This is a genomic window from Rhizobium sp. 05L429 (assembly GCF_056397645.1).
On sequence record NZ_JBFTNV010000010.1, the window covers coordinates 107,833 to 130,283 of the forward strand.

Consider the following 22,451-nt stretch of genomic DNA (forward strand, 5'->3'; position numbering starts at 1 on the left):
CAGCAATCGAGCGGCGATCAATGACAGTTGAGCCAAGAAGAATGTGCCGAGAGAATGGGGATGATGTTGGTTCCATTGCCCACGGGCCCCACCGTCCAGAGAGCGGCTGGATGACCAGGACCTCCCTTTGGCGCATGGCATCGACCCCGGTGCCCAACAGCACCGTGGCAATCAATCCCAATATCCCTGCCGATGTTGCCGACTGCAATGGGCCGTTAAGAGCAGCAGCGCAGCTTGCCTATTCCTCGTGCGCTTCTGGACGACGGGCGCGGTTCTCGACGTTGTGTTCGACAATTGGAGCAGCCACGATACGGTTGTCGGTTCTAATGCTTTGCCGTTGCCAATTCGTCCGTGGCGATACCGAGCGCGGCCGCGAACGCTTGCCGACCAGCGTCGGGCATCGCGTCGAGCCCGGCACGAAGGCCGTCCTGCCATGATTTCCCTCTCTCCCATGCTTCCTCATAGGCATCGGCCAGAATATCGCCTTGCCGCGTTTCCACGAGCGCCTGCGCGAGCAAGGAGGCCTGATGGAGGTCCTTGTCGCGCTTGGCACGACCGAGCGCGTCCGTAAGCCGTCTGGATGAGACAATGAGCTTGTGAACCGCATATCGCTCAGGGGTGGGAACGATCACGCTCACGCCTTCCCTGTGAAGCAACACGGACCTGACAGGCTCGTAGATCAGGTAATCCAGAAACCGCAAATCTTCTGCCGACGCACCGCCAAGGGCAGGCATGAGGGAGGGCTTTCCCGTGTACTCGTCCGATCCCCGATTTCCCGTCAGGAATTCGACCCGGTAGCCCTTTCCGTTTTTGAAAGCCGCCACCTTGGCCGTGTCCGCCTGGTGCGGGACGGCGCGGAATCCAGGATCGACCGACTGCAGGACTTCCAGTACGGGAGGCAGGCTGTCGCCCACCTCTGAAGAAATCGCGAAATCCTGCGCATAGTCTGCATCCCCCGTCTGCATGGCAGTCGAAGGCATTCGTATTCCGAGGAGGCCGGGATAGCAGCTGAAAGCAACCGAGCCGATCAGKACGGCGCGCAGGCGAAACAGGCCGGCCTCKGCCAGCGCCTTGGTGACGTCACCCGCGAATGGATCGGGGCCAGCCAGTCCGGCGCTGCGCCTGAGCGTACTGACGAGGCGTCGGCGCTCCTTGATATTGTCCTTGATTTCCTTGTGGTCGTTCACTCGCGCCGTGATGGCGTCGTCGGCCACCGGGCCGACATAGCGTCGCTTGTCGGGTCCGTCGGGCGTGGGAAGATCGAAGTACCAGTATTCCTTGCCCTTTACAGGAACCATCACGAAACGGCCCTCGATCGGGAAATCCGCCTCAAACTGCGCATCAAGCGAGCGCTGCACCAGCTCGGCAAACAGCGTACGGTATGAGAGATCAATCTGCTTCATGGGTTCTTCGTCACGTCCGCCAGTTATAATGTTTTGACGAAAACATTATAACCGCTCGCCTTCAAGTCAAGGAACCATCGAGTTTGCGGCGCGCGTCTCCATTATAATGTCCTGGTGCGGTCATTGTAACCCGTCAAAGCCTTGAGAATTATCTGCCTCTTCACGGAGATCAGAAGGGCTCCTGCCCGTGAGATCCGCCAGTACAAGGAGCCTCTTCCGGCCGCGGCCGATCACCGGTGACGCCAGCATCATCTCGGTTGGACGAGGACGTGATAAGCGCCCATGATGATGGTAGGGGCCGCCACGGCCTGCCGAAAGCCGACCGTAAACCCACGCCGGCCAGGCGCGAGTGATGGATATCGCCGAGTTTCGCCCCTCAAGCGGTTCTCGAAGCGCAACGTCGTTTCCGGTCTCGGCTGGCGCACCACGCTTCATCAGTCGGCCGATCCGTCATCCTTGCCCGGTCCGCCAAGGTCCTTGCGCCCTTACGGACACCATGCGGTTTTATCTGGATGGGGAAGAGCACACTAATCCTTTGCTGCCACGGCACATGCATCAAGGAGGCTTGTTCGGGCAGGCGCCCTGGACGTGACGAAGAGATCCGGTTGATCGATGATCGAAAAGTGCCGCACGCATGCCGGTTCCTTTTGGGAGACCGACAAGATCTCCAGCCAGGTTCCTGCGCGTCAATATCAGCGCCGGCAAATTGCCCCTTAGAATATTGAATTATTTTATGAATAGTGGGTTTTTGTCAGCTGACAAATCAATGGACGTGATCGGCGTTTTCACCTTGTCGGGATCACCCGATCAAAGTGCGCGTCAGGGTTCGCGGTTTGCCGAGGCGGTGATCACGTAAATCGATCTGTTTCATGTGGCCGGCATCCGAAATCGCTATCGACCTCAACATTGCGTCCTTCAGCATGCAGCCGAAGAACATCGTCTGCATGAGGACTGGCTTAAAAGTCCGACGGCATTGGAGCCCGGAACTCCCAGACGGAGCCATGTCAGCACGACCAACGGAAGTAATAGGCGATTTGACTTCGGCATGGAAAAATAGAACTACCAACTCATATAGTTAACGAACTGGAAAATTTGAAGTATCGATGGATCGTCTAGCAGAAGCCCCTCGGCGCCATCCGAGCGGACCAGTCCCCCTCACATCGGAGGGTCTGACAGGCGGCGGGCATCATGATTTGCTTATCCGCACCTCAACAGACGCGGAGAACGATCATGTTTGCGACGGCGATAACACCGGCAGAGGCAGCATCAGAATCCTATCTTCTCGACAGCATGTTTCGCCTCAGGGCGCGCGTCTTCAACGCAAGGCTCAAATGGCAGGTCACGGTTGAAGAGGGCAGGGAGCGTGACCGCTTCGATGCGCTCGAGCCCCATTACATCGTCATCATCGGAGAAGGGGGCGAGGTCGTCGCCTCGGCACGCTTGCTGCCGGCACTGGGTGCGACGATGCTTTCAGATGTGTTTCCTGAGCTGATTGGAAACAGATCCTTCCTGCCGCACGAGCGCATGGTCGAAAGTTCCAGATTCTGTGTTGATACGCAGGCGGAAGCAGCCCCTGGACCTTTCGGGCTGAGCCTTGCGACACTCTTCCTGTTTGCCGGCATCCTCGAATGGTGTGTGGCAACCGGCATGACGGAAATCGCAACGGTCACCGACCTGCGCTTCGAGCGTATCCTGAAGCGTGTCTCCTGGCCGCTTTCGCGCTATGGCGAGCCGCACTTGATCGGTGACGTGCGCAGCGTCGCCGGAAGCCTGCCGGTGTCACAGAGCCAGTTCGAGGCGATGCGGCCGCCCGGCTATTGTTCGCGTTTTACCCCCGGCCTTCGCTGCGCCGCGTAGGGGGTGAGCGATGGAAGCGCGATCTCTCCCGCGCCTGGTGCGCAAGCTCGAAGAGGCCCTCGGTCCGTCGCTCCTTGGCGCACTCACCGATCCCTCCGTCAACGAGATCATGCTCAATCCCGACGGACGCCTCTTCATCGAGCGCCTCGGATCCGGCATGTCTGCGGCAGGCGCAATGGCGGAGGGACCGGCCGAGATCATCATCGGTGCTGTCGCCCATGTTTTGAACAGGCAGGTCGATGCGGAGCATCCGATCGTCTCCGGGGAGCTGCCGATCGGCGGGCATCGTTTCGAGGGCCTGCTTCCGCCGATCGTCGCGTCTCCTGTTTTCTCGATCCGCCGGCACGTCACGCAACTCATTGCGCTCGACGACTATGTGGCATCGGGCATCATCACCGTAAGCCAAGCCGCCATCCTGCGGGACGCCGTCCGCTCAAGACGCAACGTGGTCGTCTCGGGCGGCACCGGTTCAGGCAAGACGACGCTGTCCAACGCGCTGCTGGCCGAAATTGCCTCCCATTGTCCGACTGATCGCCTTGTCATCCTGGAGGACACGAGCGAGCTTCGTTGCGTGGCTGCCAACGTGCTTGCGCTCAGGACAAGCGATCATGTCGACATGGCGCAGCTCCTGAAGAGCACCATGCGCCTGCGTCCGGATCGCATCATCGTCGGCGAAGTGCGCGACGGGGCAGCCCTCACGCTTCTGAAGGCCTGGAATACCGGACATCCTGGCGGTGTCACCACGCTGCACGCCAACACGGCGCGCTCGGCGCTCCAGCGCCTTGAACAACTGACCGGAGAGGTCAGCCGCCAGCCCATGCAGGCCGTGATCGGCGAGGCGATCGATCTGGTCGTCTCGATCGAGCGGACCCCGCACGGCCGGCGCGTCAGGGACCTGCTGCACGTCAACGGTTTTGCCGGCGGCACCTATCACATCGAACCACAAGCGGAGGAACGCCATGCCGCGTAGCTATCGTATCGCCCTGAGCGGGCTGGCCTTCCTGCTCTTTGCCGTCTTCAGCGAACCGGCCCTTGCCGGGTCGGCAGGCGGCCTGCCCTGGGAGGCGCCGCTCGAACAGATTCAGGAATCGATCACCGGCCCAGTCGCCKGTTTCATCGCCCTTGCCGCCGTTGCGGTGGCCGGCGGCATGCTGATCTTCGGCGGCGAACTCAACGATTTCGCCCGCCGGCTGATGTATGTCGTCCTCGTCGCCGGCGTCCTTCTTGGCGCAACCCAGATCGTCGCGCTGTTCCAAGCGACTGGGGCCTCGGTCGGCATGCCCGAAGCCGCCGCTGGGCTCGCGCAGGGGAGGGAAGGGGAGAATAATGGCTCCGACCATCTCAAACCTCGAGACCAACCGCATCCATCGCGCCCTGTCGCGGCCGAACCTGCTGATGGGGGCCGACCGCGAACTCGTCCTCGTCACCGGCCTTGCCGCCATCATTCTCATCTTCGTCGTTCTGACAGTCTACTCCGCCCTCATCGGCATCGCGATCTGGGTGGCGATCGTCGGCCTGCTGCGTCGGATGGCAAAAGCCGACCCGATGATGCGCCGGATCTATCTGCGTCACCTGCGCTACCGGTCTTACTATCGGGCGACGTCGACGCCCTGGCGACGCGTATGAGGCCGACAATGGTGTCGCTCAGTCTCTTCCGCCATACCGGCCCATCCTTTGCCGATCTGCTTCCCTACGCAGGCCTTGTTGCCGACGGTGTGCTGCTGTTGAAGGACGGGTCATTGATGGCCGGCTGGTATTTTGCCGGTCCGGATTTGGAAAGTGCCACCGACAGCGAACGCAATGAAGTGGCCCGACAGGTCAATCAGGTCCTGTCGCGGCTCGGCTCCGGCTGGATGATCCAGGTCGAAGCGATCCGCGTTCCGACGGCTGACTATGCCGCGCCGGCGCGTTCGCATTTTCCCGATCGCATTACCCGCGCGATCGACGAGGAACGCCGCCAGTACTTCGAGGCCGGACGCGGCCATTTCGAAAGCCATCATGCAATCGTCCTGACCTACAGGCCGGGCGCGCCCCGCCGTTCCTCGCTCGAGAAATATATCTACTCCGACAGGGACAGCCGGACGCAGACACATGCCGATATCGCGCTTGCCGCCTTCGAGGCGGCGACGCGCGAAATCGAGCAATATCTTTCGAACACGCTCTCCATGCGCAGAATGAAGACCCATGCGACAATCGCCGGCCAGAACCGGGCGCAATATGACGAACTCCTGCAGTTCGTGCGGTTCTGCCTGTCGGGCGACAATCATCCGGTCCGGCTGCCGGATATGCCGATGTATCTCGACTGCATCCTCACGGCCGAGCTGCAGCACGGCCTGACGCCGAAAGTCGATGATCGGTTCGTCGCCGTCGTTGCGATCGACGGACTGCCGGCCGAAAGCTGGCCCGGCATCCTCAACGGTCTCGACCTGATGCCGCTTGCCTATCGCTGGTCATCGCGCTTCATCTTCCTCGATGGGCAGGAAGCAAGAGACAGGCTGGAACGCACCCGAAAGAAGTGGCAGCAGAAGGTGCGGCCCTTCTTCGACCAGCTCTTCCAGACTGCCAGCCGGTCGATCGACCGGGACGCGCTGTCGATGGTGGCCGAAACCGAAGAGGCGATTGCCCAGGCCGCGTCCGACCTCATCGCCTATGGCTATTACACGCCGGTCATCGTGCTGTTTGACGACCGCGCCGAGAGCCTAGAGGCGAAGGCCGAAGACGTTCGCCGGCTGCTGCAGGCCGAAGGTTTTGGCGCCCGGATCGAAACGCTCAATGCCACCGACGCCTATCTCGGCAGTCTTCCCGGCAACTGGTACTCCAATGTCCGCGAACCGTTGATCACGACGCGCAATCTTTCCGACCTCGTCCCCCTGAATTCGGTTTGGACGGGCAATGCGACCGCCCCTTGCCCCTTTTATGAGGAAGGTGCCCCGCCGCTGATGCAGGTCGCATCCGGCTCGACGCCGTTCCGCCTCAACCTGCATGCCGACGATGTCGGTCACACGCTGGTCTTTGGCCCGACGGGTTCGGGAAAGTCGACACTGCTCGCGCTGATCGCCGCCCAGTTCCTGCGCTACAGGGATGCGCAGCTCTTCGTCTTCGACAAGGGCTCCTCCATGCTGCCGCTCACTCTTGCTGTCGGCGGCGATCATTACGAGATCGGCGGGGAAGGGGAGGGAAGTAACCTCAGCTTCTGTCCGCTTGCCGCCCTGTCTGGCGCCGGCGATCGCGCCTGGGCTAGCGAATGGATCGAGACGCTGGTCGGCCTCCAGGGGATTGTCGTTACCCCGGATCACCGCAATGCGATTGCACGGCAGATCGCTCTGATGGCCAATTCTTCCGGGCGCTCGCTATCGGACTTCGTCAGCGGCGTGCAGATGCGCGATCTGAAGGAGGCGCTTCGTCATTTTACGGTCGACGGACCGATGGGCCAGCTGATCGACGCCGAGCGCGACGGCCTGACGTTCGGGCATTTCCAAACCTTCGAGGTCGAGCATCTGATGAGCATGGGCGAGCGGACGCTGCTTCCGGTCCTCACCTATCTCTTCCGGCGTATCGAACAGCGCCTTTCCGGGGCGCCGAGCTTGATCATTCTCGACGAAGCCTGGTTGATGCTCGGCCATCCGGTCTTTCGCGAGAAGATCCGTGAATGGCTCAAAGTGCTGCGCAAGGCCAATTGCGCTGTCGTGCTCGCCACACAGTCGATTTCCGATGCCGAGCGATCGGGCATCATCGATGTGCTGAAGGAAAGCTGTCCGACAAAGATCTGCCTGCCGAACGGGTCAGCGCGGGAAACCGGCACGCGCGAATTCTACGAGCGGATCGGATTCAACGAGTGCCAGATCGAAATCGTCGCAACGGCGAGACCGAAGCGGGACTATTATGTCGTCTCTCCGGATGGCCGGCGGCTCTTCGACATGGCGCTTGGGCCGCTTGCGCTCGCCTTCGCGGGTGCTGCCGGCAAGGACGAGCTCAAGCGTATCGCCGCACTGCGCAAGGAGCATGGAAACGGCTGGCCATCGGTCTGGCTGAACGAGAGGGGAGTGTTCGATGTCACCGCCTAGAAACAGGATGATCGCAATCGGCCTCGCCGCACTGATGGCAGCAGCCGGACCCAACCGCGCAACAGCGGGGGCTGCGACCGGGGCGGCCACCGAATTCACCCAGCTCGCCAACAATGGCGAACTCATCAAGCTCCTCGAAAGTTCGGGCGTCCAGGTCGACAATCAGCTGACGCAGATCACGCAGCTTGCCGAGCAGATCGACAACCAGCTGAAGATCTATGCAAACATGCTGCAGAACACGGCCCAGCTGCCCGCCCATATCTGGGGAGAGGTCGAAGGCGATCTCAACCGGCTGCGATCGATCGTCTCCGACGGCCAGAGCATTGCCTTTGCCATGGCCAATGCCGACGACGTTCTGCGGCAACGGTTCAAAAGCTATGCCGATCTTCGCACCGACCTGCCGGATGCGGGAAGCTTCTCTGCGACCTACCAGACCTGGTCGGACACCAATCGCGACACGATCGCAGCCACACTGAGCGCGGCCAGTCTGACGGCCCGGCAGTTCGACAGCGAGGAGGCGACGATGGCTTCACTTCGATCGCTCTCTGACGGTGCAGACGGCCAGATGAAGGCGCTCCAGATCGGCCATGAGATCGCAGCCCAACAGGTTGCCCAGATGCAGAAACTGCGCGGCCTCGTCTCCCAGCAGATGACGATGATGGGAACGTGGCTGCAGGCCGACMAGACGGACAAGGACCTCGCACAGGCCCGCCGCGAGCAGTTTTTCAGCGCCACGCTTCCGCCGACATCAGGCGGCCGAACCATGGAGCCGCAATGGTGAGGTATTTTCACGGACCCGGTGCAGCAGCGGCGACACGCACGATCCTGCCGGTGCTTGCCATTCTTTTTCTCGGCGCCGCTCCCGTCCATTCCCAGGAGGGCTCGCTGATCACGTCGCTGCAGGACGAAATCAGCGCCGCTGCGCACGGCTGGGAACAGACCGTATCGAATGCGGCGCGCGCGCTCTTCTGGATCCTCGCCTCGATCGAGATCGGTCTCGCGGCGATCTGGCTTGCCCTGCAGGCGCCATCGCTGCAGGAATGGTTCGCAGAACTCGTGCGCCGCATCATGTTCGTCGGCTTTTTCGCGCTGGTTCTCGATCAGGGGCCGGGTTTTGCAAAAGCGGTGGTCGACAGCCTCTTTCAGATCGGCGCATCGGGCGGCAATGCCTCGCCGGCCGACATTTTCAACGCCGGCCTCGTCGTCGCCGGCAAGATGGCCGAGAAAATCCGCTTCGGCCTGTTCGAGGACAATGCGCTGGCGGTATCGGCTGCTTTCGCAACGATCGTGGTGGTGATCGCCTTTTCGCTCGTTGCCGCGATCTTCGTGGCAATCATGGCGGAGATGTATATCGGTCTTCTTGCCGGCATGATCATGCTCGGGCTCGGTGGCTCGTCCTTCACCAAGGACTTTGCCGTCAGATATCTGGTCTACGCCTTCAGCGTCGGCATGAAGCTGATGGCACTCGTCATGATCGCCCGCATCGGATCGCAGGTGCTGATCGGCCTCGCCAACCGTCCGGAGATCGGTGAACAGTTCCAGACGCTGCTGGCGATCGCCGGAATTGCCGTCGTGGTCTTCGTCATCGCGATCTATGTGCCAACTATCATTCAGGGCGTCGTCCAGGGCGCATCGGTCAGCAGCGGCATGGAGGCCATCCGGCATGGCGGCCAGGCGGCGTCCTTTGCCGCCGGCGCCGGCTTCMTGGTGGCCGGCGGTGGGTCGGCGGGCATGGCAGCGGCACGTTCGGCCCGAGCCGGCGGCGCGTCGATGGCGGATGCTGCCCTGCGCGGGACGGCCGAGGGGATCGGTGCAGCAGGCGTCGCCACCGCATCGGCCCTGAAGGACAAGGCGATCGGAGCGCCCGGCGCACATGCAGGCTCGCTGCTTGGCCTTGCCAACGCCAAGCTCGATCGCGGCGAACGTCAACCGGGCAAGGCATCGTCGAGGACGCCACAGCCAGGCCGGCAGATCTAGAAGAGGGCTTATGATCATGACCGCCAATAATCCGGACAATCCCTACCTTGCCGCCCGTCTCGAATGGAACGAACGCTACGGTTCCTATGTCCGGGCAGCGGCGGCCTGGCGCATCGTTGCCATTCTCGCTTTATCGATCGCAATCATCGGCTTCAGCTACGCCCTCTATCTCAGCACGACGGTCAAACTTGTCCCCTATATCGTCGAGGTCGACAGGCTGGGTACGCCGGCTTCTGCCGGCTTTCCCGAACATATCGAATATGCCGATGCCCGCGTCGTGCGTGCTACACTCGGAGGATTTGTGACCAGCTTCCGCTCAGTGACGCCCGATGCGGTGGTCCAGAAACAATATATCGACCGGACCTACGCCCTGCTCAGGACCGCCGATCCTTCGACGCAGAAGATCAACGCCTGGTTTCGCGGCAATTCTCCCTTCGAAAAGGCGAAGTCGGCGACGGTGGCGGTCGAGGTCAACAATATCGTCGCGCTCTCGAACCAGTCCTATCAGATCGACTGGACCGAGTTCGAGCGCGACCGGCGTGGCAAGGAGACAGGAACGCGGCGTTTCAGGGCAATCGCCACGGTGACGGTGACCACGCCGCAGGACGAGGCAACGATCCGGCTCAATCCAATCGGCCTTTATCTCAAGGATCTCGACTGGACCGCTCAGCTATAAGCGAGGACAAGCCATGCAAAACCGGACATGTCTATCGGTCGCCCTCTGCTGCACGATCGTATCCACACCGATCGGCATCAACCCCGCCGCCGCGCAGGCGATGAGCGCCAATGAGGAGAAAGGGGCAACACTTTCCTCCAAATGGCGGACCGGTGCCGGGATCGTCACGACAGGTCCGGACGGCAAGGTGATCTTCCTTTTCGGGGAGGCCCAGCCGTCGGTCATCTGTTCGCCGCTCCAGGTCTGCGACATCGAGCTCGAAGCCGGAGAAGTGGTTCGCGATGTCCTTGTCGGCGACACGGTCAGATGGAAGATCGAGCCCGCAACATCCGGAGCCGTCGGCGGCCAGGCGATCCACCTGATMGTCAAGCCCGCAGAGCCTGGACTTGTCACATCGATGGTCGTCACCACATCGCGGCGCACCTATCATATCCAGTTGAAGTCGCACCCCAGCCAATACATGGCCCGTGTCGGCTTTTCCTATCCCGAAGATACTTCCGACCGGCTCGCCGATGTGAATGCGCGCCTTGACGTGCGGGCAGCGGCGGGCGCAGGACCTGCGGCAGACCAGTTGAACTTTTCCTATTCGGTCACCGGAAACGCCCCCTGGAAACCGACCCGCGTCTATTCCGACGGCCAGAAGACCTACATCCAGTTTCCGCGCACACTCGTCGGGCAGGACGCTCCTGTGCTCTTCGTCGTTTCCGGCGGAAAGAACCGTATCGTCAACTACCGCCTGGCAAATGGAATGATGGTGGTCGACTACAATGTCGAGCGTGCCGTGCTCGTATCCGGGGTCGGCTGGCGCAGAGAGCAGATCACGATCMGGCGGAGCAGTTGAGATGCGCCGCCTCGTTCTTGTCGTGGGCTACTTTTTGGCTCTCGGTGGCTGCCAGGCTGTGGTGGAGGGCAGCGGATCGGGGACCGTGACCGAGACGGTCACGGCAGGTGTTGCAGCGGCAATTGCCGGCGATATGGCGGACCGGTTGTCCGAACGCCTGTCTCCGGCGGGCCAAGTCAGGCTTCTGGGAGCGGCAACGGAATTCGGCCAGGCGCTTGCAGTGTCACTCAAGGCGTCCGGCTATGCGGTCATCGACGGCGGGAGTGCTGGTGAGAAGGCGACCGAACTGTCCTTCACGCTCGACCGATCGGAGGTCGGCCTGCTGGCGAGCCTGTCGACGAAGGGGCTGCGGCTTGCACGGCTCTACGCGGTGACGGGTTCGGGAGCCGCGCCGGCAAGTCCTTTGTCCGTCATGACGTTCAACTAGGAGAACGCAATGGCCCAGTCGCTCCAGCTCGGCGGCACAAAAACCGGACAAGACCAGACGATGCGCCGTCTCAACCGGCTGCCGCTCTTCGTCGCGATCGCGCTCATCCTCGTCTTCTTTGCCGTCATCATCTTCGGTCTTTCCGCCAGAGGCTTTTACCCACGGCAGACAGAGCAGGAGGACAAAGCAGGCATGCCGGCACTCAGCTACGCCGATCAGCTGAAACGCGGTATTCAGGATGGCATTATCGGCGAGCCCGAACCGGCGCGCCCGGTCGGGCCAGACTCCCCTCCCGATGAAACACGCACGCAAGGGAAACCAGAGCCCTTGCCATCCCCGCCGACGGTCGCCCCCAGTGCGGCCCCGTCGCAGTCCGATGACGATCTCGAGGCACGCCTGGCGCGCGAAGGACGCGAGCGCTATCTGCGCGAGGTTCAGCGCCGGAGAATGGCGCGTCTGCAAGCAGCGGAGGCCGCATTCGATTCACCGCTTGCGGTCGATATCCGCCAGACGAGCGTCGGGGAGGCGCAGGCCGCTCGGTCCGACAAGCCGTTGGAGCAGATGCCAGCTGCGCCCGCCGATCTCTTTCAGGCGGCACTGCAAGGCGGCTTTTCAGCAGAGAACGTCGATGCCAACAAGCAGCTGTCGAAGGAGGATTTCTTCAACCAGGACATCAAGGAGCTCGGCTACCTGCCGAACAGGGTCGTTCCTCAGATGTCGCCCTTCGAGCTCAAGCGCGGCTCGGTCATCCCGGCAACGCTGATATCGGGGATCAATTCGGACCTGCCTGGTCGGATCAGTGCCCAGGTCAGCCAGAACGTCTACGACAGTGCGACAGGATCACGGCTTCTGGTTCCGCAAGGCGCAAAACTGTTCGGGCGCTACGATTCCAAGGTCGCCTTCGGTCAGGCCCGCGTCCTGGTGGTCTGGACCGACCTCATTTTCCCGAATGGCCAGACATTACAGATTGGTGGCATGGCGGGTACCGATGCCGAGGGCTATGGCGGCTTCGGCGACCGCGTCAACAACCACACTGTCAGGACCTTCGCCTCGGCGGCCCTGATCGCCCTGATCGGCACCGGCATCGACGCTTCAATGCCGGAAAGCTCGACGCGGGCGACGCAGGACACAGCCTCGGACGCCGCCAGGCGCAATTTTGCGGAAAGCTTCGGCCGTGTCGCGGAGCGGACAATCGACAAAAACCTCACCGTCCAGCCGACGCTGGAAATCCGGCCCGGCTACAGGTTCAATGTGCTCGTCGACCAGGACATCATCTTTCCCGGTGTCTTCGGCAAGTGAGCACCCGGGAAGGGGACGGCGTGATCCAATAGCGACACTGTCTTGCCGTGGCACCTGCCGTGTCCTGCGGTTCTGAAGCCGCCTGAACCGTTTGCAGTTGGCCTTTCCGATGCCCAATGCCTCATTGGAAAATCATCAGCATCCTTTTCTTGGAGCCGCCGATAGCGCGCTCAAGCCGGCGCAGTTCGCGGGCAGGTGTGACATGACCAAGGCGGCGCATACGGAAGGACATCAGTGCCTGCTCCACTGTGCGTTTCGCAAGCGGGCAGATTGCTAGATCAGCCCGAGGCGGGTCGCCAGATAGATCGCATTCGTCGTGCTGTCGGCACCGAGCTTGCGACGAGCAGCATCGAGATAGTAGCGGACGGTCACTTTCTTGATCCCGAGGATATCTGCCGTCAGCGCCATTGATTTACCAAGTGCGGCCCAGTTCAGGCATTCTTTTTCCCGCACGCTCAGGCTGACATAGGGTTTCGTCATGATCGAGGGGTCACCGACCTTAAGCGTTGCATGCACCAGAGCCGTCGCAGTCGCCGCACGAATGTCATCCATAAGCCCGTCACCCCTGTGATCCGGCAAATGCGAGGCGAGCGTCAGCACCGCTATTCGACCGAATTCGAGGCGGATCGGCATGGAGAGGCCCGACACGATGCCGAACTCACGGGCATGCTCGTAAAACTTCCGCTCCTCGGGCGAAGCAGCCCATCGAAGCGGGGTTGCCGACCAGTAGAATGGCTTCAGCATGCGCTTGGCGTTGGTAATGACGGGATCGACTCTTTGATACCAGTTTGCGAAATAGATCTCCTGCCATTCCTGCGGATAGGTGGTGAAGGCCTCGGTGTCGCCGGCGCGCACGTTCACATAGGCGAACTGCTCGAAGCCGCATTGCTGGGCGAACGACAAGAGGGCCAGGCGTGTCGAGCGTTCATCGTTCGAAAGGCTTAAAACATCGATCAGATTATCCAGTCTCTTCTTCAAGACACATCGCTCCCGTTGGCCGGCCGCGCGACGCTCGAAAACCAGTCGCCGACCGGGGAAAAATCGCAACTGACATATCCTTGCGGGACCGATTAAACACCTATGAGAGGTTTATTTCTATCCGTACTTATTCAGGGTTGATCCGCGCTACGAAGACGTAGCCACCAAGACGGACGGTCTGGATGAGCTCACCTCCCTTACCGGCCTCTTCAAGCTTGCGGCGAAGCCGGCAGATATGGACGTCGACGCTGCGCTCGAGTGGCCGGCCGATCCCGATATGGGTGGCATCCAGGAGCGATCGGCGCGACAGGACGGTTCCAGGATTTCGACAGAAGGCAACCAGGAGCTCGAACTCGGCAGCCAGAAGCGCCACATCCGACCCGTCCGGCGTCGACACCGTCCGGCCATGGGGATCGATACGCCAGCCATCGAATTTGAGGGGGCGCCGTCCTTTGCTCTCGTCCCGATCGAACCTGCGCAACAGCGCGCGCATATGCACCGTCAACTGCCGCGGGCTGATCTCGCTGGTCAGACACTGGTCGGCGCCGGCCTCAAGCCCCTCGATCTGCTTGTCTTCGGGAAGCAGGAGGATGATCGATATCGCGCTAAGCCTTCGGATTGTCCGACAGAGATCGAGAGCGATATCGGCCGCGCCAGCAATCGCGATGATCAGGACAGGCCAGCCATCGCCCGCCAGGAGATGGTCCAGGGCCTGCGCGGGCGCCACCACCGTGCTTGCCAGACCATCGGCTCCGAGCGCTCTGACGATAGGCTCAACTGCCGCAACATCGTCGGTGGCGATCAGAATTCCGGGCTGCTGTCGGTGTGTTTGCATCGGGCGAGGACAGCACAGTCTCCGCCCACTTCAAGTCGCAGATGTGAGGGGATGATTTGCAGCAACCGGCGGGCGAGATCGGCCACCAGGCTTTAAAGACCCGTGCTTGGATTGGAAGTCGTTTCATCACCAGCAGATAATCGACCCGTCCTCCGAAAGGGCAGCGGGTCGATAGGTGCCGTCAAGCTGCCTGGCAATGATATCTTCGAGGCCATGATCGCATGAAGCTCGGAGGATTTCGCCTCCACCTGCCTCGAAGGATTCCGAAAACCCGATCGCGGATTCTGGTCGGCCGGAGATCAGCTCTTCGAGGAGATGGTGGCGCATACGAAGCGCGGTCTTCGTGAGGTTGTGGCCGTCGAGGTAGAGCAGATCGAATGCCATGAACTGCGCGGCCGAAAACCATCTCCGGCCGGAAACAATACTTAATATCTTTGGCTTTGCAGGCCTTTACCGTTCATGCGATCCTTGCACTCCTGAGTTGTCGAATTCGAGTGTAAGTCGATTTCTCGTGGTCGCGTTGTGAAACCCAATGTCGTCATAAGCTCGCTCGACGCCGACTTCTCCCTGTCGGTTCGTCACATCCTGGACGTGGAGGGTTTTGCCACCGATCTCGCCACGGGACCGGTCGAAACGATCGCCGCCGTCAGGGAAAAACGCCATGTCGGGCTTATCGTCGATGGACGAAATGAATTCGCCATAGGCCTGTGCAAAGCGCTGAAGGCAGATGCTGCGACGGACCATGTTCGCATCCTCACGCTTGTTCCGATCGAGGCCGAGCATCGTTTCGAGGCGTTTCTGAAGGCCGGTGTGGACGAAGCCTTCATGCGCCCGATTGAGCCCGATCGGTATCTGCGCGCACTCAAACGACTGCTGGGCGGCGATGGCCGGCAATCGCAGGAGCAGGGCGGGCGGGAGGTCCTATGCCACGGGCTGCTGACCGTCGATGCACGCGCCCATCGCATCACCTATGACGAGCGCGACATCCATCTTGCTCCGATCGAATTTGCGCTGCTGCGCCAGATGTTGACCGAGCCTTCCCGCGTCTTTCGGCGCGACGAACTGGCGGCGGGTGCCTGGCCACACGGAATCTTCGTCGACCCAAAGACGGTCAACGTCCATATCGGCAGGCTCCGCAAGGCGCTCGCCCTGGTCACGAAGACAGACGTCATCCGCACCGTACGCGGTATCGGCTACGGCATCGAACTGAACAGAGATTGAAGAAAGGCTGTCTTCGTGAGCCAGATCCGTCCGATCGCAATCGTCAACGCGCGTATCATCACCGGCGATGGCGCAACAGTTCTTGAGAGAGCAGGCATTCTTCTTGCCGGCGGACGGATCGAGGCCGTCGTCCAGACCGATCGAACGCCGCTGTCGCCTGACCATTTTGTGATCGACGGCACGGGATGTACCGTGCTGCCGGGCATCATCAATGCGCATGCGCATGGCTGCATCTGCGGACCATCGATGCCGAGCGGATCGGCTGCCCTTGGCAGGGACGAGGTCGACTACCAGCGTAACCGCCATCTCCTGTCCGGGACGACGACAGTTCTGAACGTCTGTGGCCTTGCACTGCCCGACGAGATCGACCGGCAGACGGACGACAGTCATCCGCTCGACATCCATATCAGCACGGGCCATACACCGGCCAGCCTCGCGGCCGCCCAGGCAGCCGACGGCAGCGGACTTCAAGCGCGTCATCTGTCAGCAACGGTCGATGATGTGCTTGCCGGCGGCGCCAAGGCGCTTGGCGAGGCCGGCGGCGGGCAGACGCTTGGCGGCGGCGCGCAGGACTACCGTTTCCTTCCGGCCGCGATCGAGAAGGCTTGCGGCCTTGCCGTTCATCCGAATCTCGCACGAAGACTGAAGGACGTAACGCTCGGCCGCAGACTGGATGGGGAGGACGATCCGGACGGCAAATTGCTCGGACAGCTGATCGAAGACAATGGGCTCGGCTCTCATTTCACGACCGGGAGCCTCTCAAGGCTGATCCATGACACCGTCATGCCGCCCGTTGCCCTGGCACGGCAGGGCCTTGGCGAGATCGCCGCCGAAGCTGTACGCACCGGCATGCCGGCGATCTTTCACAATGCCGCACCGACCGCCCGCCAGCTCATCGACCTTGCAAAGATCCACCCGGGAGCCAGGATCGTCGCTGGACACAGCAACCATCCGTCGTTCACCCAGCTCGAAGCCCTGGAAACCGCCGCCGCGCTCCGCGATCTCGGTGCCAGCATCGATATCTCGACCCTCGACTGCATCTCAACCCGCTGGCGCAATGGTCCCGACAATCTCGACGCACTCATCGAGGCGGGTCTTGTCGACACGATTTCGACCGATTTCGCCGGCGGCGATTGGGACAGCATCCTCGAGGCGGCCCACAGGCTGATTCAAAGAGGGCTTCTGTCGCCGGCAGCGGCAATCGCCAAGGCGGCGGGAAACGTCGCGAGGATCTTCCCGGAGCTTGCCGGCGATCGCGGCCTGATCGCAAGCGGCAAACGCGCCGATATCGTCGTCAGCCAGTCCCATAATCTCGCCCGTGTCCGCCACGTCCTATGTGCCGGCAGGATCGCCGTCTTCAACGGGGCGCTCGTGTGCCAGACACCGATTGACGACAGGATGCGACCAGCATAGGCCTGACACAGTCCCGAAAGGCGCTCACGCCGGTTCGCCTGTGGTGTCCAGAGACCGGATGATGGCGGCTGGATCCCCCTCCGGCAGGGCTGCGACCGCATCGATGATCGCTTGCTGCTCCTTTTCCGTAAGCCGGTGGCGTGTCACGGTCTTGAACTTTCGCAGGATCGCTACCCAATCCATCGGTCTCGTCGGCTCGCCAACCGGCGTGTGGACGGCTGAGGACAGTTCGAGCGTTCTGGTGCGCACGATGACACGCGTCAGGGTCTCCTCCGGAAACGCCCGATCGATCTCCTGATCGACAGCCAGCCGGACTTTGCGCGCCAGTCTGGCCAGATCCGCTCGGCCGATCACGCCGCCTCGGATCGGCGCCAGGGCCTGGCCGCCATCGGCAGCGAGGATCGCCAGGCAATAGGGAAGACTGTATTGCACATCAATCAGGCTTTCCGGTTCGAGCCCGTTTGCAAGGCGCAGGGCCCATGCGAAGGTCCGGACCTCCACCTCGACGATATCTTCAGGGCCGATCGTGTCTGCCGCAGCGATTTCGCTATAGGCATCGAGTGCGGGGTGAATGTAGCGGCAACAGCCATAGGGCTTGAAATAGGTGCCGGCGATTTCCCAATTGTGCCCGAGCTCCCTGACGATCCGGCCGCCATCGTAATAATCGGAATGATCGAGAATATCTTCCGGCCCGGTAAAGCCGGCCTCGGCCAGATAGGCAGCGGTCATGCCGAGCACGCTCGCCCAGGCAATACCTTCCTTCACGTCATTGCCGGTCATCTGCGAATAGCCCGAGCTGCCGTTGGCAAGCTGGTTCGGCGCAAGCACGCCGGCGATCGCAAGCGCATGAGCAAGCCTCGCGGGTTCGAGCCGGAGCAGACGACCGGCTGTCGCCGCTGCCGCAAAGCCTGCCCATCGCCCCGACTGACGCGTTCTGATCCCCTCGGCCGTCTGCGCTGCGGCGATCCGCACCCCGACGTCATAACCACAGATGATGGCGCTCACCATCTCCATGCCGGTTGCATGGACGCGGGCCGCCATCATTAACGCTGTCGGAATGATCGCTGCACCCGGATGTCCGCGCGCGGCGCGATGTCCGTCATCGATGTCGAGGACGCTTGCGGCCATCGCATTGCAGAAGAGTGCCCCTGCCGGGGCTCCTTGTCCCGCAAGCCAGATCCGGTCGTCGCCACGCCCGAAAACAGGGCCGGCGGTGGCGCACGCTGCAACGGCACCCGGCATGTCGGCGCCGGCAACTGCCGCACCGATCAGATCGAGGATGCAGCGCCGGGCGGTCTCGACGAGGTCTGCCGGAAAATCGCTCGGCGCGCTGCAGACATGGTCGGCGAGAACTCGGGTCAGGCGACGCATGCCGCGATCCGATCGTGGTCCGCACCGGTCCTGCAGTATTTGTCGTAACTCGCCTGCGCCACGAAAAGATCAAGCACCGGCAGGCCGACGCAGGTGATACAGGTCGGACCGGCTTCGTCTTTGTGCCAGTCTTGAGCATCGGAGAGCGAACGAATGYCGATCAACGGGCCGACCGCTTCGAGTGACAGGCCCTTGCGGGAGAAATGCAGTGCGATGCTCTGCGAATTGCGCCTGGAGACCGTCTGCAGATCGTCGCAGACGACGAGACCTATTCGCAAACACGCTGCAGATAGGCGGACGGGACTTCATCGCCGCCGAGATGAAGTGTCGTTGCATTCTCCGCCAGTTCCTCGTCGCTGAAGATCGGCTCCCGGGCATTGGTTGCGGTGATGACGAGTGCACAGTCGCGCATCGCCTTGTTGTCGGCAACGCAGAGAAGGGGGATCTTCGTCTCCCCGGAGAGTGCGATCGCAAGCGCGCGGGCATTTTCGACGCTGCGGCTGCGGATGAAGATCTGTTCGATCCTGCTTTCGCAGGCATAGGCAAGCGAGCGGATGACGCTGCGGGCGACCGGCCCTGATCCCATGAGGAAGACGGATGCGGTTCGGTTCCCCGCAAGACATTTGTCCGCGGCAATCGAGGCATAGGTACCGGTCCGCTCGGCCGACAGCGCCGTTTCGTCGAGGATGGCAAGGGGGCGCAGTCTGTATTTGTCGAAGAGGATGAAGGTCGAGGTCGATCGCGGCAGGCCGAGGCGGCGGTTGAAGGCATTCGCCCCGATGATCTTCACGCCGGCATGGGTCGAACTGGCACTGTAGAGGCAGGATAGTTTCCAGCCGAGCCGCTCGTCGGCAAAATCGGTCCTGAAGGCGGCGAAATCGACAGCCGACCAGAACTCGTCCTCGGCAAGCGAAAGAACCGCCTTGCCACCGCGTGCGGTGCCCGACCGAATTTCCGCCCAGGCCTGCGAAACCGCGAAATGAATCTCGCCGATCGTCAGTGCTCGCCCAACCTCATCGAGATCGGTTTGCCTCAAAAACCTTGTGTCCGCGAATGCATCCGTCATCGTCTCCTCCCTTGGCGCGATCCGGCGCCTTGCTCCGTCAAGCTTAGGCGTTTCCGCGGCGGCTGCGGGAGAAGCTTCGAACAAGTTTGGAGGCGCCGGGCGCCGGCTCTGTAAAGGTTCAGAAACATTTCGATGACGTCTTGCGGCATGGCCGATCGTCTGTCTCAAACCCCCTTGACCCGCGCCAGCAGTTTGAACCTGCCGATGGTTCTGCGCCGGACAAGTCGAAAGCCATAATCAAATGATGCTACTTTAAACTGTAGTCGTGAAATGGCAGGATGGCGTCCGCTTTCACATGCGCAGGTGCCCTGCGGCAAGTCCTGTTGAACGTCAACACAATCATCACAGTCGAGGGGCCTCATGTCGAACAGCCGGACGATCCTGATCGAGGGCAGACATCGCGAACCGATCACCATCGAGGGCAAGCGCGGCACACAAGGCGAGCCCATCATCATCCGTGGCGTCAACGCGAAGATTGGCAGCGACATGGATTTTAAGGACTACAAGGTTGGCGCCAATACATTGGCCGCAGCTCACCAGGAGGGCGGCTCGTTTCCGGGCGTCTATTTCCTCGCCGACAATGCAGCCCTGCTCGTGCGGAACTGTCAGTGGGTCGTGATCGAAGAACTCACGTTCGAAAACTGCTGGCCAACCGCGATCTATCTGGAAAACTGCCAGCATATCAGGATCCGCAAGATCAGTTTTCGCGGTGGCACGATCGCGATCGGGGCGGTCGGGGCCAATACACGCCATATTCTCATCGAGGGCTGCGACTGGGTTCAGGACGTCAGCGGCAGGGGAGAGAAGGATATTGCCTCAATCCGCAGTGGAAAGGGCGTTCGCCGTGCCGGCACCTTCACGCCGGCCGACCTCTGGCGAAAATATCCCTGGAAGGCGGTGCATGGAGCGGGCGGCGAGGATGGTCTCGTTGACGTCGATGACGATGCCCGCGCCTATGACGGGGATTTCTTCCGGGCCTGGACGATCGCCGGCTATGTGATCATCCGCGACAATATCATCGTCGACGCCTTCAACGGCGTGCATTTCTTCAACCAGGCCGCCGAGTCCATCAAGGAGAACTTTTCCCGCAACGTCCTGATCGAGGACAACTGGTTCGTGCGCATCCGCGACAATGCCGTTGAGCCCGAAAATTTCGCGTGGAACTGGACGGTCCGGGGCAACACCTTCGCCGACTGCTACATGCCCTTCTCCTTCGAATTGGAGAGATCGGGCTATTTCTATGTCTACGGTAATGTCGGCTGGAACGTCGATGTGCCAGGCCCCGACGACGACACGCATGCCAAGGGACAGTTGTTCAAATTCCCGGACGCTCATAGCGCCGACGGCCCCCATTACGTCTTCAACAATACGTGGCTTCTTCGTTGGCCGCTCGTGAAGAAGAAACTCTTTTCAAACCTTGTCCATGCCAACAATCTGATCGGCTATGCGACGGACAGCGCCAAATACAGTCTTGACGGTGCCTCGCCCTTCGGAAAGGGCTGGAACACCGACGCCTATCCGGCCACGGCTGGAAATCAGATCAACGATATTTTCGTTCGCAACTGGCCATGGCGGCAGATCTCCTTCGATGGCGATGTCGTCGATCACCCGCATTTTCCCGACCTCGTCAGACRGGCCGGCTACTGCGTTGGCAAGGCGGCTCTGCGCCAGCCCGTCGTTTTCGCAGATCCCTCGCCTGTCACCCCGAAAAGCCTGATGATCACTTCGCCACCTTCGGCAATCGCCATGCATCTCGAGCTGGCGAATGGCCGCAGTCTGGAGATCGATCGCAAGGACTATGTCGTCGGGGCCTGGCAGGGCGAGGTGAGACTTCGTATCCCCGGACCTGCCTTCAGCGAATGCTGGCCAGGACTTGACGACAAGTCGGCATCCCAAATCTCATGAAGCAGGATCTTTGCCTCAAAACAGCGTGAGCTGCGTGTCGCTTGCCGGGGAGAAACGCTCGAGCGAGGACAGCGTTACGCCGAGCAGCCTGATGCCTTTCTCCGTTGGAAAGATCGCAAGGAGCAGTTGCTCGACCATCTGCTCGAGCTCAGAGAGCGACGAAATCGGCGCTGCCGTCGTGCGGCTGCGGGTGATCTGGTTGAAGTCGGCATATTTGACCTTCAGGGTGACGGTCTTGGCGCCGATCTCATGGGCCTCGCAATAGGCCCAGACCTTTTCGACCAGCGACTGGACGCCTTGCCGCGCCGGTTCATAGGCAAACACGTCCTGACGAAATGTATCTTCGGCACCGATGGATTTGCGTACCCTGTCTGGCTTGACCTGTCGGTTGTCGATGCCGCGGGCAATGCCGTAGAAATAGGGCCCGGATTTTCCAAAATGATCGATCAGGACGTCGAGCGACCTTTCCTTGAGGTCGGCGCCAGTCTCAATACCGAGACGACGCATCTTCTCGGCCGTCGCCGGGCCGACGCCATGGAATTTCTTGACAGGCAGGTTTTCGACGAAGGTGGGGCCGTTCTTCGGCGTTATGACGGCCTGTCCGTTCGGCTTGTTGAGATCGCTTGCCATCTTGGCGAGGAACTTGTTGTAGGAAATTCCAGCCGATGCGTTGAGCCCGGTCGCCTCCTTGATTTTCGCCCGGATTTCGGTGGCGATGTCGGTCGCAATCTCCATGCCCTTGAAGTTTTCGGTGACGTCGAGATAGGCCTCGTCAAGCGACAGGGGTTCGATCATCGGCGTATATTCGGCAAAGATCTCGCGGATCTGCAATGAGACGGCTCTGTAGACATCGAAGCGGGGCGGAACGAAAATCAGGTCAGGACATTTGCGCCTGGCGGTGACCGACGGCATGGCCGAATGGACGCCGAAGGCACGCGCCTCGTAGCTTGCGGCCGCAACCACGCCGCGGGCCTCAGATCCGCCAACGGCAAGCGGCCTGCCGCGAAGCTCGGGATTGTCCCGCTGTTCGACGGACGCGTAGAAGGCATCCATATCGACATGGATGATCTTGCGCAGCCGCTCGCCGGCATCACTCTGGACGTCCTCGATCATGATGC

The 22,451-nt window shown here is 61.4% G+C and carries 21 protein-coding genes and 1 pseudogene; 14 read left to right on the forward strand and 8 right to left on the reverse strand.

Annotated elements, in window-relative coordinates; all coding sequences use genetic code 11:
* Positions 1-323: 323 nt before the first annotated feature.
* On the reverse strand, positions 324-1,403 hold the full coding sequence (locus AC1DNW_RS12980; protein WP_477852990.1) for a nucleotidyltransferase family protein: 1,080 nt from the start codon (positions 1,401-1,403) through the stop codon (positions 324-326).
* 1,230 nt (positions 1,404-2,633) lie between these two features.
* Here AC1DNW_RS12980 and AC1DNW_RS12985 point away from each other — a divergent pair.
* The 11 genes and pseudogenes from AC1DNW_RS12985 to trbI all read left to right on the forward strand — a co-directional run bounded on the left by AC1DNW_RS12985 (position 2,634) and on the right by trbI (position 12,544).
* A complete protein-coding gene (locus AC1DNW_RS12985; RefSeq protein ID WP_477852991.1) occupies positions 2,634-3,260 on the forward strand; it encodes an acyl-homoserine-lactone synthase in 627 nt (208 codons plus the stop codon).
* 10 nt (positions 3,261-3,270) lie between these two features.
* On the forward strand, positions 3,271-4,230 hold the full coding sequence (trbB, locus tag AC1DNW_RS12990; RefSeq protein ID WP_477852993.1) for a P-type conjugative transfer ATPase TrbB: 960 nt from the start codon (positions 3,271-3,273) through the stop codon (positions 4,228-4,230).
* Positions 4,220-4,453 (forward strand): annotated as a pseudogene (locus tag AC1DNW_RS12995) (TrbC/VirB2 family protein); the annotation flags it as partial. The gene trbB and the pseudogene AC1DNW_RS12995, both read left to right, overlap by 11 nt.
* Positions 4,454-4,586: 133 nt before the next feature.
* A complete protein-coding gene (locus AC1DNW_RS13000; RefSeq protein WP_477853144.1) occupies positions 4,587-4,886 on the forward strand; it encodes a conjugal transfer protein TrbD in 300 nt (99 codons plus the stop codon).
* An 8-nt stretch (positions 4,887-4,894) separates the two neighbouring features.
* Positions 4,895-7,324, forward strand: coding sequence for a conjugal transfer protein TrbE (locus tag AC1DNW_RS13005; RefSeq protein WP_477853146.1), 2,430 nt, complete (start codon positions 4,895-4,897; stop codon positions 7,322-7,324).
* 7 nt (positions 7,325-7,331) lie between these two features.
* Positions 7,332-8,105: a P-type conjugative transfer protein TrbJ gene (gene trbJ / locus AC1DNW_RS13010; protein WP_477853148.1), complete on the forward strand. Its 774-nt coding sequence runs from the start codon at positions 7,332-7,334 to the stop codon at positions 8,103-8,105.
* Positions 8,099-9,301: a P-type conjugative transfer protein TrbL gene (trbL, locus tag AC1DNW_RS13015; protein ID WP_477852994.1), complete on the forward strand. Its 1,203-nt coding sequence runs from the start codon at positions 8,099-8,101 to the stop codon at positions 9,299-9,301. The genes trbJ and trbL overlap by 7 nt, the downstream gene beginning before the upstream one ends.
* A gap of 16 nt (positions 9,302-9,317) precedes the next feature.
* Positions 9,318-9,977, forward strand: coding sequence for a conjugal transfer protein TrbF (trbF, locus tag AC1DNW_RS13020; RefSeq protein ID WP_477852995.1), 660 nt, complete (start codon positions 9,318-9,320; stop codon positions 9,975-9,977).
* Between the two features lie 13 nt (positions 9,978-9,990).
* A complete protein-coding gene (gene trbG, locus AC1DNW_RS13025; RefSeq protein ID WP_477852997.1) occupies positions 9,991-10,818 on the forward strand; it encodes a P-type conjugative transfer protein TrbG in 828 nt (275 codons plus the stop codon).
* A gap of 1 nt (position 10,819) precedes the next feature.
* On the forward strand, positions 10,820-11,245 hold the full coding sequence (locus tag AC1DNW_RS13030; protein ID WP_477852999.1) for a conjugal transfer protein TrbH: 426 nt from the start codon (positions 10,820-10,822) through the stop codon (positions 11,243-11,245).
* 9 nt (positions 11,246-11,254) lie between these two features.
* The gene (trbI, locus tag AC1DNW_RS13035) at positions 11,255-12,544 is read left to right on the forward strand and encodes an IncP-type conjugal transfer protein TrbI (protein ID WP_477853001.1); all 1,290 of its coding nucleotides are present in this window, start codon (positions 11,255-11,257) and stop codon (positions 12,542-12,544) included.
* Positions 12,545-12,817: 273 nt separating this feature from the next.
* On the opposite strand, the gene AC1DNW_RS13040 is transcribed toward trbI, so the two are convergent.
* The 3 genes from AC1DNW_RS13040 to AC1DNW_RS13050 all read right to left on the reverse strand — a co-directional run bounded on the left by AC1DNW_RS13040 (position 12,818) and on the right by AC1DNW_RS13050 (position 14,741).
* Positions 12,818-13,522, reverse strand: a complete 705-nt coding sequence (locus tag AC1DNW_RS13040) for an autoinducer binding domain-containing protein (protein WP_477853003.1) — start codon at positions 13,520-13,522, stop codon at positions 12,818-12,820.
* A gap of 127 nt (positions 13,523-13,649) precedes the next feature.
* The gene (locus tag AC1DNW_RS13045; RefSeq protein ID WP_477853004.1) at positions 13,650-14,357 is read right to left on the reverse strand and encodes a winged helix-turn-helix domain-containing protein; all 708 of its coding nucleotides are present in this window, start codon (positions 14,355-14,357) and stop codon (positions 13,650-13,652) included.
* Between the two features lie 126 nt (positions 14,358-14,483).
* Positions 14,484-14,741, reverse strand: coding sequence for an ATP-dependent DNA ligase (locus tag AC1DNW_RS13050; RefSeq protein WP_477853006.1), 258 nt, complete (start codon positions 14,739-14,741; stop codon positions 14,484-14,486).
* A gap of 138 nt (positions 14,742-14,879) precedes the next feature.
* On the opposite strand from AC1DNW_RS13050, the gene AC1DNW_RS13055 reads away from it, so the two are divergent.
* Positions 14,880-15,578: a winged helix-turn-helix transcriptional regulator gene (locus AC1DNW_RS13055; RefSeq protein WP_477853008.1), complete on the forward strand. Its 699-nt coding sequence runs from the start codon at positions 14,880-14,882 to the stop codon at positions 15,576-15,578.
* A gap of 15 nt (positions 15,579-15,593) precedes the next feature.
* Positions 15,594-16,991 (forward strand): amidohydrolase family protein, encoded by a 1,398-nt coding sequence (locus tag AC1DNW_RS13060; protein ID WP_477853010.1) that lies wholly within the window; start codon positions 15,594-15,596, stop codon positions 16,989-16,991.
* Between the two features lie 24 nt (positions 16,992-17,015).
* Here AC1DNW_RS13060 and AC1DNW_RS13065 read toward each other — a convergent pair whose 3' ends face one another.
* The 3 genes from AC1DNW_RS13065 to AC1DNW_RS13075 are packed head-to-tail and all read right to left on the reverse strand — an operon-like array spanning position 17,016 to position 19,428.
* Positions 17,016-18,362, reverse strand: coding sequence for an MmgE/PrpD family protein (locus AC1DNW_RS13065; RefSeq protein ID WP_477853011.1), 1,347 nt, complete (start codon positions 18,360-18,362; stop codon positions 17,016-17,018).
* Positions 18,350-18,640, reverse strand: a complete 291-nt coding sequence (locus tag AC1DNW_RS13070; protein ID WP_477853013.1) for a hypothetical protein — start codon at positions 18,638-18,640, stop codon at positions 18,350-18,352. Before AC1DNW_RS13070 ends, AC1DNW_RS13065 begins: the two co-directional genes overlap by 13 nt.
* Positions 18,631-19,428 (reverse strand): ornithine cyclodeaminase, encoded by a 798-nt coding sequence (locus tag AC1DNW_RS13075; protein ID WP_477853015.1) that lies wholly within the window; start codon positions 19,426-19,428, stop codon positions 18,631-18,633. The genes AC1DNW_RS13070 and AC1DNW_RS13075 overlap by 10 nt, the downstream gene beginning before the upstream one ends.
* Positions 19,429-19,788: 360 nt before the next feature.
* On the opposite strand from AC1DNW_RS13075, the gene AC1DNW_RS13080 reads away from it, so the two are divergent.
* Positions 19,789-21,333, forward strand: a complete 1,545-nt coding sequence (locus AC1DNW_RS13080; protein WP_477853016.1) for a right-handed parallel beta-helix repeat-containing protein — start codon at positions 19,789-19,791, stop codon at positions 21,331-21,333.
* Between the two features lie 15 nt (positions 21,334-21,348).
* Here the strand turns inward: AC1DNW_RS13080 and dinB are convergent, their stop codons facing one another.
* Positions 21,349-22,446: a DNA polymerase IV gene (gene dinB / locus AC1DNW_RS13085; protein WP_477853018.1), complete on the reverse strand. Its 1,098-nt coding sequence runs from the start codon at positions 22,444-22,446 to the stop codon at positions 21,349-21,351.
* Positions 22,447-22,451 lie beyond the last annotated feature (5 nt).

Bases quoted from the DNA above. Each gene is read 5' to 3' on its own strand.
- AC1DNW_RS12985 (WP_477852991.1), top strand. From the start codon at position 2,634: ATGTTTGCGACGGCGATAACACCGGCAGAGGCAGCATCAGAATCCTAT.
- trbB (WP_477852993.1), top strand. From the start codon at position 3,271: ATGGAAGCGCGATCTCTCCCGCGCCTGGTGCGCAAGCTCGAAGAGGCC.
- AC1DNW_RS13000 (WP_477853144.1), top strand. From the start codon at position 4,587: ATGGCTCCGACCATCTCAAACCTCGAGACCAACCGCATCCATCGCGCC.
- AC1DNW_RS13005 (WP_477853146.1), top strand. From the start codon at position 4,895: ATGGTGTCGCTCAGTCTCTTCCGCCATACCGGCCCATCCTTTGCCGAT.
- trbF (WP_477852995.1), top strand. From the start codon at position 9,318: ATGACCGCCAATAATCCGGACAATCCCTACCTTGCCGCCCGTCTCGAA.
- AC1DNW_RS13030 (WP_477852999.1), top strand. From the start codon at position 10,820: ATGCGCCGCCTCGTTCTTGTCGTGGGCTACTTTTTGGCTCTCGGTGGC.
- trbI (WP_477853001.1), top strand. From the start codon at position 11,255: ATGGCCCAGTCGCTCCAGCTCGGCGGCACAAAAACCGGACAAGACCAG.
- AC1DNW_RS13045 (WP_477853004.1), bottom strand. From the start codon at position 14,357: ATGCAAACACACCGACAGCAGCCCGGAATTCTGATCGCCACCGACGAT.
- AC1DNW_RS13050 (WP_477853006.1), bottom strand. From the start codon at position 14,741: ATGGCATTCGATCTGCTCTACCTCGACGGCCACAACCTCACGAAGACC.
- AC1DNW_RS13065 (WP_477853011.1), bottom strand. From the start codon at position 18,362: ATGCGTCGCCTGACCCGAGTTCTCGCCGACCATGTCTGCAGCGCGCCG.
- AC1DNW_RS13075 (WP_477853015.1), bottom strand. From the start codon at position 19,428: ATGACGGATGCATTCGCGGACACAAGGTTTTTGAGGCAAACCGATCTC.
- dinB (WP_477853018.1), bottom strand. From the start codon at position 22,446: ATGATCGAGGACGTCCAGAGTGATGCCGGCGAGCGGCTGCGCAAGATC.